Origin of the sequence: Desulforadius tongensis, assembly GCF_016907915.1 — a bacterium.
Taxonomy (GTDB): domain Bacteria; phylum Bacillota; class Desulfotomaculia; order Desulfotomaculales; family Desulfohalotomaculaceae; genus Desulforadius; species Desulforadius tongensis.
The window spans coordinates 25,911-42,603 of the sequence record NZ_JAFBCW010000024.1 but is presented as its reverse complement, the minus strand read 5'-3'; the positions used below and the strand labels follow the sequence as shown (position 1 = coordinate 42,603).

15 protein-coding genes and 1 tRNA gene are annotated in these 16,693 nt (G+C 43.9%); 8 read left to right on the top strand and 8 right to left on the bottom strand.

Annotated elements, in window-relative coordinates; translation table 11 throughout:
- Nucleotides 1-292: 292 nt before the first annotated feature.
- Complete coding sequence (locus JOC37_RS09830) at nt 293-1,459, bottom strand: iron-containing alcohol dehydrogenase (protein ID WP_204618473.1); 1,167 nt, start codon at nt 1,457-1,459, stop codon at nt 293-295.
- 412 nt (nt 1,460-1,871) lie between these two features.
- On the opposite strand from JOC37_RS09830, the gene JOC37_RS09825 reads away from it, so the two are divergent.
- Together JOC37_RS09825 and JOC37_RS09820 are read left to right on the top strand one after the other, a co-directional pair.
- Nucleotides 1,872-3,176, top strand: coding sequence for an MBL fold metallo-hydrolase (locus tag JOC37_RS09825; RefSeq protein WP_238480857.1), 1,305 nt, complete (start codon nt 1,872-1,874; stop codon nt 3,174-3,176).
- Nucleotides 3,177-3,374: a DUF3006 domain-containing protein gene (locus JOC37_RS09820; RefSeq protein WP_204618471.1), complete on the top strand. Its 198-nt coding sequence runs from the start codon at nt 3,177-3,179 to the stop codon at nt 3,372-3,374.
- Between the two features lie 66 nt (nt 3,375-3,440).
- Here JOC37_RS09820 and ptsP read toward each other — a convergent pair whose 3' ends face one another.
- From ptsP to JOC37_RS09800, 5 genes are all read right to left on the bottom strand, one after another.
- Nucleotides 3,441-5,063: a phosphoenolpyruvate--protein phosphotransferase gene (ptsP, locus tag JOC37_RS09815; protein WP_204618469.1), complete on the bottom strand. Its 1,623-nt coding sequence runs from the start codon at nt 5,061-5,063 to the stop codon at nt 3,441-3,443.
- A 15-nt stretch (nt 5,064-5,078) separates the two neighbouring features.
- Entirely contained in the window at nt 5,079-5,342 is a 264-nt protein-coding gene (locus JOC37_RS09810; protein ID WP_204618467.1) for an HPr family phosphocarrier protein, read from the bottom strand.
- A 53-nt stretch (nt 5,343-5,395) separates the two neighbouring features.
- Nucleotides 5,396-6,199, bottom strand: a complete 804-nt coding sequence (locus JOC37_RS13315) for a PTS sugar transporter subunit IIA (RefSeq protein ID WP_238480856.1) — start codon at nt 6,197-6,199, stop codon at nt 5,396-5,398.
- 16 nt (nt 6,200-6,215) lie between these two features.
- Nucleotides 6,216-7,289, bottom strand: coding sequence for a PTS transporter subunit EIIC (locus JOC37_RS13310; protein ID WP_238480855.1), 1,074 nt, complete (start codon nt 7,287-7,289; stop codon nt 6,216-6,218).
- A gap of 162 nt (nt 7,290-7,451) precedes the next feature.
- Nucleotides 7,452-8,303: a PRD domain-containing protein gene (locus JOC37_RS09800; protein WP_204618465.1), complete on the bottom strand. Its 852-nt coding sequence runs from the start codon at nt 8,301-8,303 to the stop codon at nt 7,452-7,454.
- A 378-nt stretch (nt 8,304-8,681) separates the two neighbouring features.
- On the opposite strand from JOC37_RS09800, the gene JOC37_RS09795 reads away from it, so the two are divergent.
- Nucleotides 8,682-8,779: transfer RNA gene (locus JOC37_RS09795), tRNA-Sec, on the top strand.
- 122 nt (nt 8,780-8,901) lie between these two features.
- Here JOC37_RS09795 and JOC37_RS09790 read toward each other — a convergent pair.
- Entirely contained in the window at nt 8,902-9,765 is an 864-nt protein-coding gene (locus tag JOC37_RS09790) for a L,D-transpeptidase family protein (protein ID WP_204618463.1), read from the bottom strand.
- 134 nt (nt 9,766-9,899) lie between these two features.
- Complete coding sequence (locus tag JOC37_RS09785; RefSeq protein WP_204618460.1) at nt 9,900-10,748, bottom strand: VanW family protein; 849 nt, start codon at nt 10,746-10,748, stop codon at nt 9,900-9,902.
- Nucleotides 10,749-10,913: 165 nt separating this feature from the next.
- On the opposite strand from JOC37_RS09785, the gene JOC37_RS09780 reads away from it, so the two are divergent.
- From JOC37_RS09780 to JOC37_RS09760, 5 genes are all read left to right on the top strand, one after another.
- The gene (locus tag JOC37_RS09780) at nt 10,914-11,414 is read left to right on the top strand and encodes a VanZ family protein (RefSeq protein ID WP_204618458.1); all 501 of its coding nucleotides are present in this window, start codon (nt 10,914-10,916) and stop codon (nt 11,412-11,414) included.
- A gap of 186 nt (nt 11,415-11,600) precedes the next feature.
- Nucleotides 11,601-12,152 (top strand): helix-turn-helix domain-containing protein, encoded by a 552-nt coding sequence (locus JOC37_RS09775; RefSeq protein WP_204618456.1) that lies wholly within the window; start codon nt 11,601-11,603, stop codon nt 12,150-12,152.
- A gap of 44 nt (nt 12,153-12,196) precedes the next feature.
- Nucleotides 12,197-12,682, top strand: a complete 486-nt coding sequence (locus JOC37_RS09770) for an NADH-quinone oxidoreductase subunit NuoE family protein (protein WP_204618454.1) — start codon at nt 12,197-12,199, stop codon at nt 12,680-12,682.
- A 36-nt stretch (nt 12,683-12,718) separates the two neighbouring features.
- Nucleotides 12,719-14,599: an NADH-quinone oxidoreductase subunit NuoF gene (gene nuoF, locus JOC37_RS09765; protein ID WP_204618452.1), complete on the top strand. Its 1,881-nt coding sequence runs from the start codon at nt 12,719-12,721 to the stop codon at nt 14,597-14,599.
- A gap of 38 nt (nt 14,600-14,637) precedes the next feature.
- A complete protein-coding gene (locus JOC37_RS09760; protein WP_204618450.1) occupies nt 14,638-16,659 on the top strand; it encodes a [FeFe] hydrogenase, group A in 2,022 nt (673 codons plus the stop codon).
- The last annotated feature ends 34 nt before the right edge of the window (nt 16,660-16,693 follow it).

Here is a 16,693-nt window from a genome sequence, read left to right as displayed (position 1 = left end):
TGAACTTCGTTCCACAACATGAACCGCCGTATACCGAACGGTACGTACGGTGGTGTGAGAGGACGGGAGTTAATCACTCCCTCCTACTCGATTTAGCCGGCAAATTGTATACCACGGTTTTGACTTAAATTTGTATATATAACAATTAATGATAGAAGTACAGGGTGGAAAGAGTTGTTACCTTATACTCCAATCATCGCAACGGTTGGTGCAGGCGATATACCCAAGGCTAAAACAACTAAAACCAACCGGGTGTTTTTTTACTGCTATGGAGATAAAAAATTAATTTTTATTATTTAAGTTGATTACCGAAATAAGCTGCAGTATAGAGTGCCTTCATATCTTCAACACTGGGCACCCTCGGATTGCAGTAAGTGCATATATCGTTCAGTGCATTTTCAGCTGTTGCTTCCAGCCGGTTAAAGAATGTCTTTTCGTCCACTCCGGCATCTTTAATGGTTTGCGGCTGCCCAATATCTTTTTGCAGTTGGAAAATGGCAGCTATTAATTTTTTCACGGCGTCCCTGCTGTTTTCATAATGAATATTCAATGCACTGGCAATTTCTGCATATAAATTAGACACGGCAATAGAGTTGAATTCAATTACATAAGGCAGCATTAAAGAGTTTGCTGCTCCATGAGGTATACCGTATTGAGAACCTAACTGGTGTGCTAAACTGTGAACTATCCCCAGGAATGAATTGGTAAAGGCCATACCTGCCATGAGAGATGCGGTATGCATATCCTCGCGGGCAGCTTTATTTCGCCCGTCAGCGTAGGCTTTGGGTAAGCTGTGAAATACCATTTGAATGACTTTTAATGCCAGTGCTTTATCTATTTCTGTAGCCGCAATTGATGTATATGATTCAATTGCGTGGGTTAAAACATCCATTCCTGTGGCGGCAGTAACTTTGGGGGGCATTTGAGAAGCCAGCTCTGGATCGGCAATTGCAATGTCCGGCGTAATTTCACTGCCGGCAATAACATTTTTTACATTGGGTTCAACTTTACGGTTAGTGATGACAGCAGCACAGGTAACTTCCGAACCGGTACCACTGGTGGTGGCAATAGCGATAAAACGGGCTTTTTGCCGTAAAGGGGGAAGAACACCAAAGGCCTTCTCCCAAGTGATGTCAGGGTATTCATAAAAGACCCACATACCTTTGGCAGCATCCATAGAAGAGCCGCCGCCTACAGCCACAATCCAGTCGGGCTTAAATTCTGCCATTAATTTAACACCTTTTTCCACCGTATCCCGTGATGGGTCAGGTTCAACCTCGGCAAAAACTTTAGTTTCCAAACCGGCTTTTTTAAGATATCCTTCAATTTTTTCAATAAAACCCAAGCTGGCAATTACCCTGTCAGTTACAATAAAAGCCCGGCTGCCCTTGATTTCTTGAAGATAACTAACAGCTCCCCAACCAAACACAATATCTCTTGGCACTCTAAATGTCTTCATTACAAAGCCTCCTTATAAATTAATTCATTATAGTTCAACAGCAATTTTTGTTCCAACAAATGATTATAGAAAGTTATGTAATTTCGGTGGTACAAGATGTGCTGTGTGTTCTTAACAAGAACACATATATACCAGTTTTAAACACCTGTATCATATTATTACAGCCACCGTCCCCTGGGAGAGTAGGCCGCTGCCGAAATAATTTTTATAAAGCTCTAAGGTATAAACAGCCGCAGGGCTTGTTTGTATTATTGGGAGCGTCATTAAATTTTGGCCATCAAAAAAATAATTGCCTTATGTCAAATTTAATGGAAATTTGATAAAAAAATAAACATTTTACAGTAAAATAAAAATATATGTTCGTTTTAACCTGCACCCTAATTCAAGACAAAAAATACAAGGAGGCATCTACTTGAACAAAACAGGCGTCAAAAAAGACTTACTTTTTATTCCATTGATTATTCTGTTAACAGCACTGGTAATGACGTTTATCACGGGCTGTACCGGTTCCCATTCTGCAGTACCAGCATCTTCTAAGGGAAATGAGCAGCAGCTGCAGGTAGGTTCTCCATCCACCGGCAGCGGGGAAGTGAAAGTTCACTTTATTGATGTTGGCCAAGCTGATGCAGCTCTTATCCAACTGCCATCCGGTAAAAATATTCTTATTGATGGTGGAAATAATGATGATGGCAGTCTGCTGGTCAATTATATAAAAAAACAGGGGATTAAAAGACTGGATTACGTTATCGGTACACACCCCCATGAAGATCATATCGGCGGCTTAGATGCTGCCATAAACAAATTTGACGTGGGAAAGGTATACCTGCCTAAAGTGTCTCAGACCACCAAGACTTATAAAGATTTGTTACTGGCTATTAAGAACAAAGGTCTTAAAATTAGCCGGGCCAAAGCGGGAGTGGTGCTTGATGCCGGCAGTGGTATAAAGGCAGAACTGATTGCACCGAATAGTAATTATTATGAAGAATTGAATGATTACAGTGCTGTGCTTAAGCTGACTTATGATAGTACAAGTTTTCTGTTTACAGGGGACGCTGAAGCAGTATCTGAAAGGGAAATGCTGGCTGCTAGTTATAATCTAAAAGCAGATGTGCTGAAAGTGGGCCATCACGGCAGCAGCAGTTCCACAACACCTGCCTTCTTAAAGGCTGTGGCTCCAAAATACGCCATAATTTCAGTGGGCAAAGACAACGATTATGGGCATCCACATTCTAAAACGATGGCCGCTCTTGCTGCGGCGGGGGTGCAGGTGCTGCGTACCGATATTAGCGGCCATATTGTAGTAACAAGTGATGGTAAAAATATTACCTTGAATAAAAATCCATTACCTGCTAAGGAACGGGCACAGGAATATTCAACCGCTAAAGAAAAATCTGCTGCTAAAGGGACTGTAAAAATAACCGGTATCGACTTGAAAAAAGAAATAGTTACTCTCAGCAACACAGGCCGAAAGGCGGTGGATTTATCCGGTTGGAAACTGGTCAGTGTAAAGGGCAACCAGGAATTTAATTTTCCACCGGGAACGGTTATACCACCCGGTGGGGTGCTAAAAATAATAAGCGGAACAAAAAATCAGCCCGGTTCCAACGCCCTGCTGTGGACCGGCAGTTCCGTTTGGAATAACAGTGGTGATCCCGGTGTTCTTTATGATGACCAAGGCAAACCGGTTTCAAGATACGATAACGGAGAGGTGTTTTAATTGCTGGTAATTGATCGTTTTGAAGGGGATATGGCGGTAATTGAATACCAGGGCAGAACTTTTAACCTGCCGTCCAGCCTGCTGCCGGCGGAAGCAAAAGAAGGAGATGTGCTGAAAATAACGTTAGTGGTGGATAAAGAAGAAACGGAAAAGCATAAAAAACAGGTTGAAGATTTGATGAATGAATTATTTGAATAAGCATTATAAAAAGGCTTACATTCGCCGGCGGCTTTTTAAGCACGGGCGAATGTAAGCCATTATCATTTATAAAGTAATCTGGCGTACTTTTTGTTTCACCTTCAGCACTGCCCCCCTGGTCATGCTGAGCTCATCCAAGCCCAACTTTAGCAGGTGTTCTGTCAATTGGGGATTACCGGCCATTTCACCGCACATACCGACCCAAATTCCTGCTGCATGGGCAGCCTGTACAACTTTTTCCAACAACCTGGTTATAGCCGGGTGAGTTGGCTGGTACAGATAGGCTACCTGTTCATTCATGCGGTCAGCGGCCATGGTATACTGGATTAAGTCATTTGTGCCGATACTGAAGAAATCAACTTCTTTAGCAAACAAATCTGCCGTAAGGGCAGCGGCGGGGGTTTCTATCATCATCCCCACTTCCACGGGGTTAGTTAAAACTACTCCTTCAGTTTCCAACTCGGCTCTTACTTCCTCCAGCAGTTTTTTAGCAGCCAGTAATTCATCCATTGTGGCAATCATGGGAAACATTATGCCTACATTGCCGTGCCTGCTGGCCCGGAGGATGGCTCTAAGCTGGATTTTAAATAAATCCTTTTCCGCCAGGGTAAGCCGTATGGCCCGCTTGCCCAGGAACGGGTTAAGCTCTTTGGCCTGTTTTAAATAAGGTAACTCTTTGTCCCCACCGATATCTAAAGTTCTAATGATAACTCGTTCAGGGAAAGCTTCAACCACCTGTTTATATGCTCGGTACTGCTCTTCTTCTGAAGGCAGTGAATTCCTGTCCATGTATAAAAATTCTGTTCTGAAAAGCCCGATTTCACGAACGCCCACTTTTTTGGCCTCTATAATATCACTTAATTTACCGATGTTTGCGGCAATCCTGACCGGAATGCCGTTGGCAGTTACCGCTTCTTTATTAACCAGGCTTTCCAATTCTTTTTGTTCAAAGGCTAACTTTTCTCTTTTCTTTTTAAAGCTGTTTAACTTCAACTGATCCGGATTGACATGTACTTCACCGCTGTTTCCATCGACAACTACCAAATCTCCGGGACCAACCTGCTCAACAATGCCTGGAATTCCAACCACTGCCGGAATACCCAGTGAACGGGCCAAGATAGCCGTGTGACTGGTTCTGCTGCCCACTTCGGTTACTATGCCGGCAACTTTGTCCTTGGATAATTGAGCTGTGTCAGAAGGAGTAAGGTCATGAGCTATCAGGACAACATCCCCGGTTATCTCTGATAAATTTACCTCTTTTCGACCAAGCAAAATATTGATTAACCGGCGCCCCATGTCTCTCATGTCCACGGCCCGCTCTTGCATTTCCGGGACCGGCAGATTTTCAAACATCTGAGCCTGTGCTTCTATCACCTGATTGGCGGAATAAGCGGAATTATAACCATTTTTGATCAGGTTGATTATTTCATCGGCTACTGCCGGGTCTTCCAAAAACATTATTTGTGCTTCAATTATATCTGCTTTTTCCTTCCCGGCAGTCTGCAGCACTTTTTTCTTGATCTGCAGTAATTCTTGTTTAGCTTCTGCTTGGGCTTGTTTAAACTTATTGATTTCTGTTTCTACAGCCTCTGCTTCCAACTTTACCGCAGAAATTACTGGTTTTTTTTGCTGGTATATCACTGCTTGAGCTATACCCAAACCAGGGGAGACACCAATTCCCTGCAGCATGTTGCGACCCCCTTTCTATTCTGCAAAGGGTTTGCTTAACAGGTCAACCAAAGCTTGTACTGCTTCTTCTGCCTGGTTACCTTCCGCAGTTATGCAAACCTCTTCTCCGGCCTGTGCGGCCAAACTCATAATTCCAATAATGCTTTTGGCATCTACTTCTTTATCTTTATGAGCCAGTTTTATGGTGGCATCATACTGGCCGGCCAGTTTGGCAATATTTGCCGCCGGTCGAGCATGAATACCCGTTGGGTTAACGATAGTTACTACTTGCTTTATCATTTGTTTTCCCTCCGTTTGGTAGGCTGGGTTGAATTTCTGGCGTGTTTGTTCAATTAGCCGCCAATTTGCAGGATTGTATCTTCACCGGCAGTTACTTCACCGGCAGGAGTTATCTCCATCTCTTGAACCCCAATTACAATTACAGGGGTTGTGGAATCTAAACCAGCATCTTTGATCTGCTGTAAATCAACTTCCAGCAGTTTTTGCCCTGCTTCAACTTTTTGTCCTTCGGCAACCAGGGCCTTAAAGCCCCGGCCTTTTAAAGAAACAGTGTTAATACCCACATGTATCAGAACCTCAAGACCGCTTTCGGTTTTGATGGTTAAGGCATGATGGGTGGGGAACAGTTGGACAACTGTACCGGATACAGGGGCTACAAAAGTACCTTCTACCGGCTCAATGGCCACCCCGTTGCCCAGCATTTTTTGACTAAAGGTTTTGTCAGATAACTGGTTTAAAGGAGTAACCCTGCCGCTGGCGGGAGCTTTAATTATAGTCTTGGTATCTGAATGGCCGGCTGCGGCATCGGATTTAGCTTCTGTCCCTGCGGCTGAAGCCTGGTTGCCCATTAGGCTGCGAATTTCTTCTTTCAAGCTGTCTGATTGGGTACCAAAGATAATTTGCAGGTTTTTACCCATTTCCATAACGCCGGCTGCACCTAAGGTACTGAAAGTGTCTTTTTTAACCAGTGCCGGATCTTTTACGGTTACCCGCAAACGGGTAATACAAGCATCCAATACATCAATATTATTAGCTCCTCCCAGGGCTTCTAATACCTTGTGTGCCAAATCGGAAGCACTACCTTGATTGGCTTCATCGGCAGCTTTGTCTTCCCGGCCCGGGGTTTTTAAGTTCAAAACTTTTATCGCCGTGTTAAAGACTACGAAATACAAAGCGCTGATAACTAAGCCCACCGGCCACAGCAGCAGCTGGTTGTGACCGTAGCAGCTGGTTGTGACCGTATTTGTAGGATAGCAAATAATCGATAAAGGAAGCCGAAAAGGTAAAGCCTAAATGAATATCCAGCAGGTTGGTTACAAAACCGGATACACCGGCCATCAGCACGTGGAAAACAAATAACAGCGGTGCCACAAATATAAAGGCAAACTCAATTGGTTCGGTAATTCCGGTTAAGAAAGATGTAAAGGCTGCACTGGCCATTAGACCGGCAATAGTTTTTTTGCGCTCCGGCTTAGCATTGCGATAAATGGCATAAGCAGCAGCGGGAAGACCGAACATCATAATGGGGAACTCACTGGCCATGAATTTTCCGGCGCTTGGGTCCCCGGCAAAGTAACGGTTGAAATCGCCTTTAATAACCTCTCCGGCGTCAGTTACGTACTGACCGAATTCGTACAAGAAAGCCGGGTAATACACGTGGTGCAGGCCGACAGGTATCAGCAATCGCTTACCGGCGGCAAACAAAGCGGGACCGAAACTGGAATTAACTGCCACGTGACCCACGCTATCAATAATATTCTGCACGCCGGGCCAAACCACTGCGGAAACACTGGCAATAAACACAGCGGCTACAGCTGTGATAATGGGAACAAAACGTTTTCCGGCAAAAAAGCCCAGGTATTGTGGTAATTTAATTTGATAAAACTGCTTGTACAATACGGCGGCTGTGATACCCATAATAATTCCGGAAAAAACACCCATGTTAATATTGGGATCCACTGCGTTTAATACCGCTAATAAAATCAGCTGTCCTACAACAGCTGCCAGGGCGGCTACTGCCTGGCCGCCGGAAAAGCCGATGGCAACCCCTACGGCAAATATCAGGGGCAGATTAGCAAAAACAGCCAGCCCGGCTTCCTTCATTGCAGGCATGTTGAGCAGGTCTTTTTCTCCAAACCTGAGCAGCAGGCCGGCAGCAGGTAACACAGATACGGGCAGCATTAAAGATTGTCCAACCATCTGCAGGTACTTAAAAGCCTTTTTCATATAATTCACTCATTTGATTTTGTTTATTTGCTTAAAAAGCTTAATGGCGCGCGCATTATGCTTTTTTGACCAGACTTTATACAGTAAAAAAGGCATCAGCCATGAGGAAAGTTTTAACTTTCCAAATGACTCATGCCTGCATTACCAGTAACACGTCGTCGTTTATTTGGTTAAGTTGCGGCGAATGCGCTCTATATGCATGGTTAAATAACCAATTTCATCTTCCGGTACCGGCATACCTAAACCTTCTTCCAGAATGCTGCCCACCTGCTTGGCTATGACATATGATTCACTGAATTCTTGCTTTAACTTATCTATAAAAGGATTTTCAACTGTTGTTTTATTTATTAACCTGTGGATGCAGCTTTGAAGGTGAGAAAGCAGCCTTGTATACTCTATTCCCCCGCGTTCTTTAAGGGAGCCAAGCTTGGTTTCAATATATTTTACTACCTTGTTAATTATTGCGGTATGTTTTAAGCTTTGACTTACCTGCCGGTCATGTCTGGCCGAATGCAGGTGTAAAGCTATGAAACCAACTTCTTCGCGGGGAATAGAAATTTTGAACTTGTCCATAATTAATTTAGCTCCCTGCTTGGCTACGCTGAACTCTTTAGGATACATGGCCTCAATTTCCGCAATAAAAGGGTTTTTGATCTCCATACCTTGATTTAACCTAATTAAAGTGAAGTTAATATGATCTGCCAAAGCAATATGGATCCTGGGATGCAGATTTTTTCCCAACGTGGCCTTAGCCAGCTGGATGATTTCTTCGGTAACCTTGATAATAGCTGGGTCAACCTGCTCAATTAAGGCCAGAGCTTTTTGTTCAGCCACACCTTCCGGAACAACATAAATTTTTTCATATTTGGGATTGGACAAAATATCCCCCACTTTACGTCCAAACCCCATACCTTTACCCAGCAGAATTACATCCTGTCCACCGGGAGTATTGGCCATAACTGCATTATTATTAAGTATGCGTTGTACCGTAAACGGGCCTTTAGGAGTTTGCAAATATCTCCCTCCTAAATATTTAGTTTTATATATTTTCTGGAAACTTTAACTATCAAACTTGCGTTGAAAAAATGTTGCTAAAACAAAAGCCAGTAGGCATAATTTTATTTTTTGTATTTTCAAATAAAATTATGCCTACTGGCTAATGCCGTTTACGTAACACGCCAGTGCATTGAGATATTTAATTTTAACCTGCTTGCTGTATACAGCGTAGCACAAACTATGTGCCTTGGCAAGTACCATTTATTGGCTGTCCTGCACATTTAATCCCCGGGCAGAAAATCTTTTTTAATTATCCTTGACGGGTTCATTTATAAAAAGTATAATGAAATTCGTCAAAGGATAGTACAACTGCACAGGTTCCAAAATTATTATTAAGGGAGTGGATGGTGCCTGGTGGTGCCCCTGGTCTTCAAAACCAGTCGTGGGGCGGCGGTCCCGTCCCTGGTGGGTTCGATTCCCACGCACTCCCGCCAGGAATATCAAGGCCTCCGGGTTGCGGGGGCTTTTTTATTTTTTCTACCGGTGGGCCTTCCTTTATTTGCTGCGGCTGCAGCACCGGACAGTGCTTTAATCTGTACAGACGCCTGATTTTAAATTAATTAACAAAAACTTTAGTGCCCCTGGGGATGGTATCGTAAAACCACTTGGCATCTTCCACCGCCAATCTTATACAACCGTTGGAAGCTCTTTTACCCAAAGTGGGGTCTTTAATCTGTTGGTTTTTATCCATAGCAACGGTGTGGAACAGGTAGGCACCGCTGTATCGTACCCAATATTTGGCGCCGCTTTGGAATTGTGGGGAATAAAACCATGTACCCCTTTCTTTGATGGTAAATGAACCTCTTAAAGTAGGGGAGATGTTTTTACCAGTGGCGCAGTCCATTGATTTCTGCAGTTTCCAGTTTTCCAGGGTACCGGTAAATACATGGACCAGTTGTCTATCAATATCAACCCAAACTAAATAATTGGTATCACTTTGAAACCCTTTAAGATTAACAAAAGTCTCCAGTTCTTTTTGGTTCATTTTATTCTGATTTGTGGCTGGGTCAGCGGGGATGGAAATGGGTTCTGCAGGTATCCAGCCTGTTAAATTGTTGGTAAGATTTTTGACATAATACCATTGATATCCCCTGTCCCTGAAAACCTCTACTTTATCACCCTCTGCCAGCTGGCCGGAAACTTGACCGGTGGTGTAATTGGAATATACTTTGGTGCTTTTGGTGATGGTGGCCACCACTATGGATGGTTTTACCATGGCCAGGATTCTCTCCGGAGCTAAAGGATCACTTGTTTCAGCAGTACCGTTTTCTTGACCGGTGTTTTTTTCCACTTTCTTGTTCTCCCATTCCGGTGTTTGTTTACTTTGGTGTGCTGTGGATTCAAGGGATTGAGGCAAATATGATACTGCAATGATTAAAAGAATTATTATCGCAGAAAAACTAAAAATTTTCTTTTTCAAATTCATTCCCCCAAAAGGCATGCTAATTAGACAATCAGTTACATTATATGATTTGTAGAATGCTTCTTCAAGTGAGAAAGGGGAATGTACTAATAAATTAATAAATAAGCAAAAGTCCACCTGCTGTTCAATTTTTACCGCTGCTGTGCGGCGGCAAGGGGAATTATTGGGGAAGATGATAATAACGGATCATACATCATAATGGCATGATTTTCTGTTACCAATTGATCAGAAATTTCATTACCGTTTACATCCAGCAGCTTACGCCGCAGTACGTTATGACGCATATAACCGCCCCACCATTCATGGGTGATGTGATGATTGACTTCGTATACCCGGTATTTAACATCGCAGGGATATTTGCAGCGCCACTGTCCGTGGAGGTGGGAATCACCAACATATACTATTAACTGGTAGCTGGTTTTTGTGTCATTGCGAATTTGCAGGTCTATGTAATTGTAGGCTACGGTGGCACCGCTGCCGAAGGGTTGGGTGCGGTTGCAGTCCGGAAAAACATCATAACTGTGCCTCCATCTTTCGGTAACTGTTAAAGGGGAGTGTAAAGCCATCCAGTATATCAGGTTAGACAGCTGGCAAAGTCCGCCGCCGGTGCCGGGTTTAAAAGAACCGTTATGTAAAACCATGCCTTCAACATACCCCTTTTTTCTGGTCGGTTTGCCAATTAACTTCCAAAAGGAAAAAGTTTCCCCTGGTTTGATTATCAGTCCGTTAATTCGGGCGGTGGCCAGCTTTAAGTTTTTTATTTTATTGTACTGAAGATACATATCCACATTCTGCAGCCGGCGTATTAAAGGGGTTTGATGTTTAAATATAACGTATGGTAGAGGAGAATTTTCTATTGTCTGGGCATATTTAGTTTTAGAAAGATACCAGGAAATATACCGGCGCAGACTAAAGTAAGCCCGGCCCACCAGCAGCCGGGTTTTGGAACGGTGTTTAGGGCGGGGGAATGGTTTGCTCATAATTACCACCTCCTAACTAAATGGTAAGAACATTATATCATACCAAATAAAGTAAATTAATGAAAAATAAGTAAAAAGTATTCCTGGAGAAAAAAAGGGGTATTCTGGAAATAAAGATCCGAAGGGGAAACGAACTATTAGCAAAGCAAATTAAGGGGATTTTAAGTGAAGAAAATAACAGCCTGGGTAATGTTGGGCTTTGTTGTTTGCTCGCTGTGGCACCTGTCAGCCCAGCCTAACTTGTTGGTAATTTCGGTATTAAAGAAGCTGGATCATTTTTTAATTGCCCGGAGTATAAATGTCAGGGAATTGTTAAATCAAATGGAATACATGGAAAAATTAAAGCCGCTGTACCTGGAACTGCAGCAGCATCCCAACCGGCTTGAATTCATTGTGCGGAAGGCCGCTCATGTTTTGGTATTTGCTGTGTCTACAATGACTGTATTTTTTTTGGTAAGCAGCTACTTAAAGAGATTTTGTGCCGCCCTGGTTATATCGGGACTGCTTACTTTGATGCTGGCTGTTGTGGATGAAATGCACCAGAGTTTTGTGCCGGGCAGGGCAGGTAGATGGTTTGACGTTGGGGTTGATTGTGCTGGAATTATACTGGCCCTGGTATTACTAGCCTTTGTCAAGCTGATTGGCAAATTGAATTTGGAAAAATAAACCGGTAAAAAATTTGGTATTTAATGGGATAAATGTCGTCTAATTGACTGATTTATATTATTAATTAACCTAAAATAACAATAAATTTAAAATATAAAGAATTACTTGACACTTGTAAAGTATACAGAATATAATAAAAAACAACAAATATTCAGATTTTTCTAAAGCGTGAAACAGGGGGCGACAATGTCACTGGGAGAAAGAATTAAACAGCTGCGTTTAAATAACAATTTAAGTGTGAGGCAGTTGGCCCGGCAGGTGGGTGTAACAGCCAGTTTTATTTATCAATTGGAACAAAATAAAGTTTCGCCGTCCTTTTCCACGTTAAAAAGCATAGCCGGTGCGCTAAATACCAATATCAGTCTGCTGATTGAGGAAGAACTTCCCGAAGAGTGGGTGATAGTAAGGAAAAATAACCGTAAGCGTTTAGCCTCGAACAATGAAAAGGTCAAGCTGGAAATGCTTGCTTTTTTAGGAACCAGGAATAAAAAAATGCAGCCGTTGGTTTTTGAGCTGGAAGTGGGAGAAGAAAAAACGGATCTTTCTTTATTTTCCGGATCCCATGAGGATTTTATATATGTTTTTCAAGGCAAGGTAGAAGTAACCGTAAAAAACACAAAATATGTTGTAGAAGAAGGCGATGCAGCCTATTTTATTTTCGACAATCCCACCGGTTTTAAAAATATTGGTCAGGAAAAAGTTATCGGTTTATGGGTGGTTAGTCCACCTGGAATATAAGTTGCCTAAATATTAAGTAATACATAATTTAAGGGGGCTTTTTTATGGAATCGCCGCAAAGAAAATTTCAAAAACTTCAGCAAATTATTGACAAGCACGAGGGAAAGGCTTCGCATCTTATTCCTATCCTGCAGGAAGTACAGGGAGAATACCGCTATCTTCCAGAAGAGGTACTTACCTATATTGCAACGGCCATGAAACTTCCTCCGGCAGCGGTATTTGGGGTAGCTACTTTTTATGCTCAGTTTTCACTTATTCCCAAGGGTAAATATGTAATAAGAATCTGTGACGGCACAGCCTGTCACGTGCGGGGATCTGAACCGATTAACTTTGCTGTAAAAAAAGAATTAAAATTGGATGACAGCCAGTCAACTACTGAAGATCTGCAGTTTACCGTAGAAAGAGTGTCCTGCTTGGGGGCCTGTGGTTTAGCTCCGGTAGTAACAGTAAATGAAACTGAAGTATATGGACAGATGACCCCGGAAGGAATTTTAGAAGTTGTTAATAGGCTTAGAGCGTCAGAAGCATAGAATTTGTGAAGGCTTTTAGTACAAGGAGGCAGTGACATGCTTAAATCTCGTGAAGATTTAATTCAATTGCAAAAAGAAACCAAAGATGCGTTGAGAAAAGAGAAAATGCGCATTTTAATTTGTGCTGGTACGGGGTGTGTGGCCAGCGGTTCATTAAAAGTATATGAAAAAATAAAGAAAAAACTGCAGGAAAAAGGTTTAAATATTAAAGTACAGCTGATGGAAGAAAAAGAAGATGAGCCCTGTGCAGTAAACATCAGCGGTTGTCACGGCTTTTGTCAAATGGGCCCGCTGGTGCGCATTGAGCCGGAGGGAGTATTTTACCACCATGTAAAAGAGTCCGATGTGGATGACATAGTAGACCAGCATATAATGAATGGCCAGTTAGTTGAAAGACTGCTGTACAAGTACCCTGTAACCGGGGAAGTGGCCAAAACCCAGGATGAAGTACCCTTTTACCGAAAGCAAACCAGGGTGGCATTGGAACACTGCGGTAGAATTAATCCCGATGACATCTATGATTATATAGCTCACGACGGTTACCAGGCTATTGCTAAAATTCTTCTGGAAATGAAACCAGAAGAAGTTATTAATGAAGTTTTAGATTCCGGTCTGCGCGGTCGCGGCGGCGGCGGTTTCCCCACCGGTCGCAAATGGCAGTTTGCAGCAGCGGCCCAGGGCGATAAGAAATATATTATCTGTAACGGTGACGAAGGAGATCCCGGTGCCTTTATGGATCGCAGCGTAATGGAAGGTGACCCCCACCGGGTGCTGGAAGGTATGATGATTGCCGGTTATGCCATCGGCGCTGATGAGGGTTACATATATGTAAGGGCGGAATACCCGCTGGCAGTAAAACGGTTGAAAAAAGCCATAGCAGATGCTGAAGAGATTGGTTTGTTAGGTGAAAACATCCTTGGTTCGGGATTTTCATTCAAAATAAATATTAAAGAAGGTGCCGGTGCTTTTGTATGCGGTGAAGAAACTGCCCTTATTGCATCCATCGAGGGTCAGCGCGGTATGCCCCGCCCCAGGCCGCCTTTCCCAGCTAACAAGGGCTTGTGGGGCTGCCCCACTATTATTAACAACGTAGAAACTTTGGCCAACCTGCCCTCTATTCTGTTAAAAGGCGGTAAGTGGTTCCGCGATTTTGGCACCCCCGGCAGTCCCGGCACGAAAACCTTTGCCCTTGCCGGTCAAGTTGCCCATACCGGTTTGGTTGAAATACCCATGGGTATGACGCTTAGGGAAATAGTTTTTGACATTGGCGGCGGTTTAACCGGCGGCAAGGAATTTAAAGCGGTGCAAATCGGCGGCCCATCCGGTGGCTGTTTAACCAAAGAACACCTGGATCTGAAATTGGATTACGATGAACTGAAAAAAGTCGGTGCCATGATTGGATCCGGTGGTCTGGTTGTGATGGGTAAGGATACTTGTATGGTGGAAGTGGCCAAGTTTTTTATGGGGTTTGTACAAAGTGAATCCTGTGGTAAGTGCGTTCCCTGCCGTGAGGGAACCAAGCGGATGCTGGAAATTCTCACCGCCATTACCAAAGGACAGGCCACGGAAGAAGACCTGGCATTGCTGGAAGAGCTGGCATATATCGTACAGGATGGTTCGCTGTGTGGTTTGGGTAAAACGGCACCGAATCCGGTTTTAACCACACTCCGTTACTTCAGAGATGAGTATGAAGCTCATGTAAGGGATAAGAAGTGTCCCGCCGGAGCTTGTAAAGACTTACAGAATTACTTCATTGATGCGGAAAAATGTAAGGGCTGCGGGCTTTGTGCACGGGTTTGCCCGGTGGGAGCCATTTCCGGTGCAAAGAAACAGCCGCACAGCATTGATACCTCCAAGTGTGCAAAGTGCGGGACCTGTATGGATAAATGTAAATTTGGCGCCATTTACAGAGCATGATGTCTTCAATTTAACAGAGTAATAAGGAGTGTGAAAAAATGAGTACGGGCAAAGTGACCATAGACGGTCAGGTTATAGAAATAAACGGTGCAAAAAACATTTTAGAGTTAGCGCGTAGGATCGGTATTGAAATACCTACCTTTTGTTACCATTCGGAGTTAAGTGTTTACGGTGCCTGCCGCCTGTGTATGGTGGAGGTGGAAAAAATGGGGCTGGTGGCTTCATGTTCCACCGTTCCCATCGACGGCATGGTTATCCGCACCAATACCGAGCGGGTAAGACGGCTGCGCCGGATGATTATAGAGCTGCTGCTGGCAAATCATGACCGGGAATGTCCCACCTGCAGCAAGAGTACTGCTTGTAAATTACAGAAACTGGCTAAACAATTCGGCATCACCAGGGTGCGTTTTGGAAGCCGTGATGTACAGCTGCCGATAGATGAATCTGCAGACAGCATTGTAAAAGACCCCAACAAATGCATTCTTTGCGGTGACTGTGTGCGGATGTGTAAAGAAATTCAGGGCATAGGGGTTTGGGATTTTGCCCACCGGGGCAGCAAAACGGAAGTTACCACTGCCTTTGATAAAAAATTATCTGAGGTGGCCTGCGTAAACTGCGGCCAGTGTGTTGCTGTTTGTCCCACCGGCGCACTGACAGTAAAATCTGAAGTTGATAAGGCCTGGGAGGCAATTTATAATCCTGATAAAACTGTGGTGGTGCAAATTGCCCCGGCGGTAAGGGTGGCGCTGGGGGAAGAATTTGGCCTTAGCTCCGGTGATGTAACAGGTAAAATGGTGGCAGCGCTGAAAAAGATGGGGGTAGATAAAGTATTTGATACACTGTTCTCCGCCGATATGACCACCATTGAAGAGTCCATGGAATTTATGAACCGCTTACAAAACGGCGGTAAGCTGCCCCTGTTCACATCATGCTGCCCGGCCTGGATTAAGTACTGTGAACAAAACCATGCCGATCTGCTGGAGAATGTATCCAGCTGCCGTTCTCCCCAGCAGATGTTTGGTTCCATGGTTAAAAAGCATTACGCTAAAAGAATCGGAAAAGAAGCCGGCGATGTTGTGTGTATATCCATAATGCCCTGTACCGCCAAGAAGTTTGAAGCCAGGCGGCCGGAATTTACCACTGAAGGAAATCCCGATGTGGATGTTGTACTAACCACCGTGGAATTGGCACAGATGATTAAAGAGGCAGGCATTATATTTGATGAACTGGACCCGGTGGGTTACGACAATCCGCTGGGTATGGGTTCCGGCGGCGCTTTGATTTTTGGTGCCTCCGGTGGTGTGGCCGAATCAGTGGTGCGCTTTGTTGCCGGTTACACCGGTGGAGAAGGGGTTGGCCGGGTAGACTTTTACCCGGTGCGCGGCATTAAAGGAATAAAAGAAGCGGAGGTAGAGGTTGACGGTAATACCATTAAAATTGCTGTGGTTAACGGTTTAGCTAACGCTGAAAAATTAATCCAGCGTATTAAAAACGGTGAAGCGTTTTATCATATGGTAGAAGTAATGAGCTGTCCCGGTGGCTGTGTTGGCGGCGGCGGGCAGCCGGATGTTAACGATACAGCGGCCAGAATCCGCCGGATTAAAGAAATTTACAATCTGGATGCGGTACAGCAGGTGCATAAAGCCCAGGACAACGTATATGTAAATAAAGTGCTGGAGGAGTGGTTTGGCGGGCCTGCTTCCAGCGGTACCCATCATGATTTGCATACAAGCTATACACCACGCAGAAGAATCAGTGGTAAGCCGATTGATATAAATACTTCTGAAAAGGGTGATTCTGTGCATGTATCAGTGTGCGTGGGTACCGGCTGTTATCTGCGCGGTTCCTACGATATAATGAATAAGTTTGCTGAGTTAATCAAACAGCTGGGACTGGAGGGCTACGTGCACTTAAGCGGGACCTTCTGCCTGGAAAAATGCGATCAGGGAGTTTCAATAAGAGTAGATGATGAAATTATTACCGGTGTTACCGCTGAAAATGCTGAACAAATCTTTAAGACTCATGTGGCCATTAAAGTGGATTTGGCAGCAAATAATTAATATTTTTAAAAGGATATTCCCTGGGGCTTGTCGA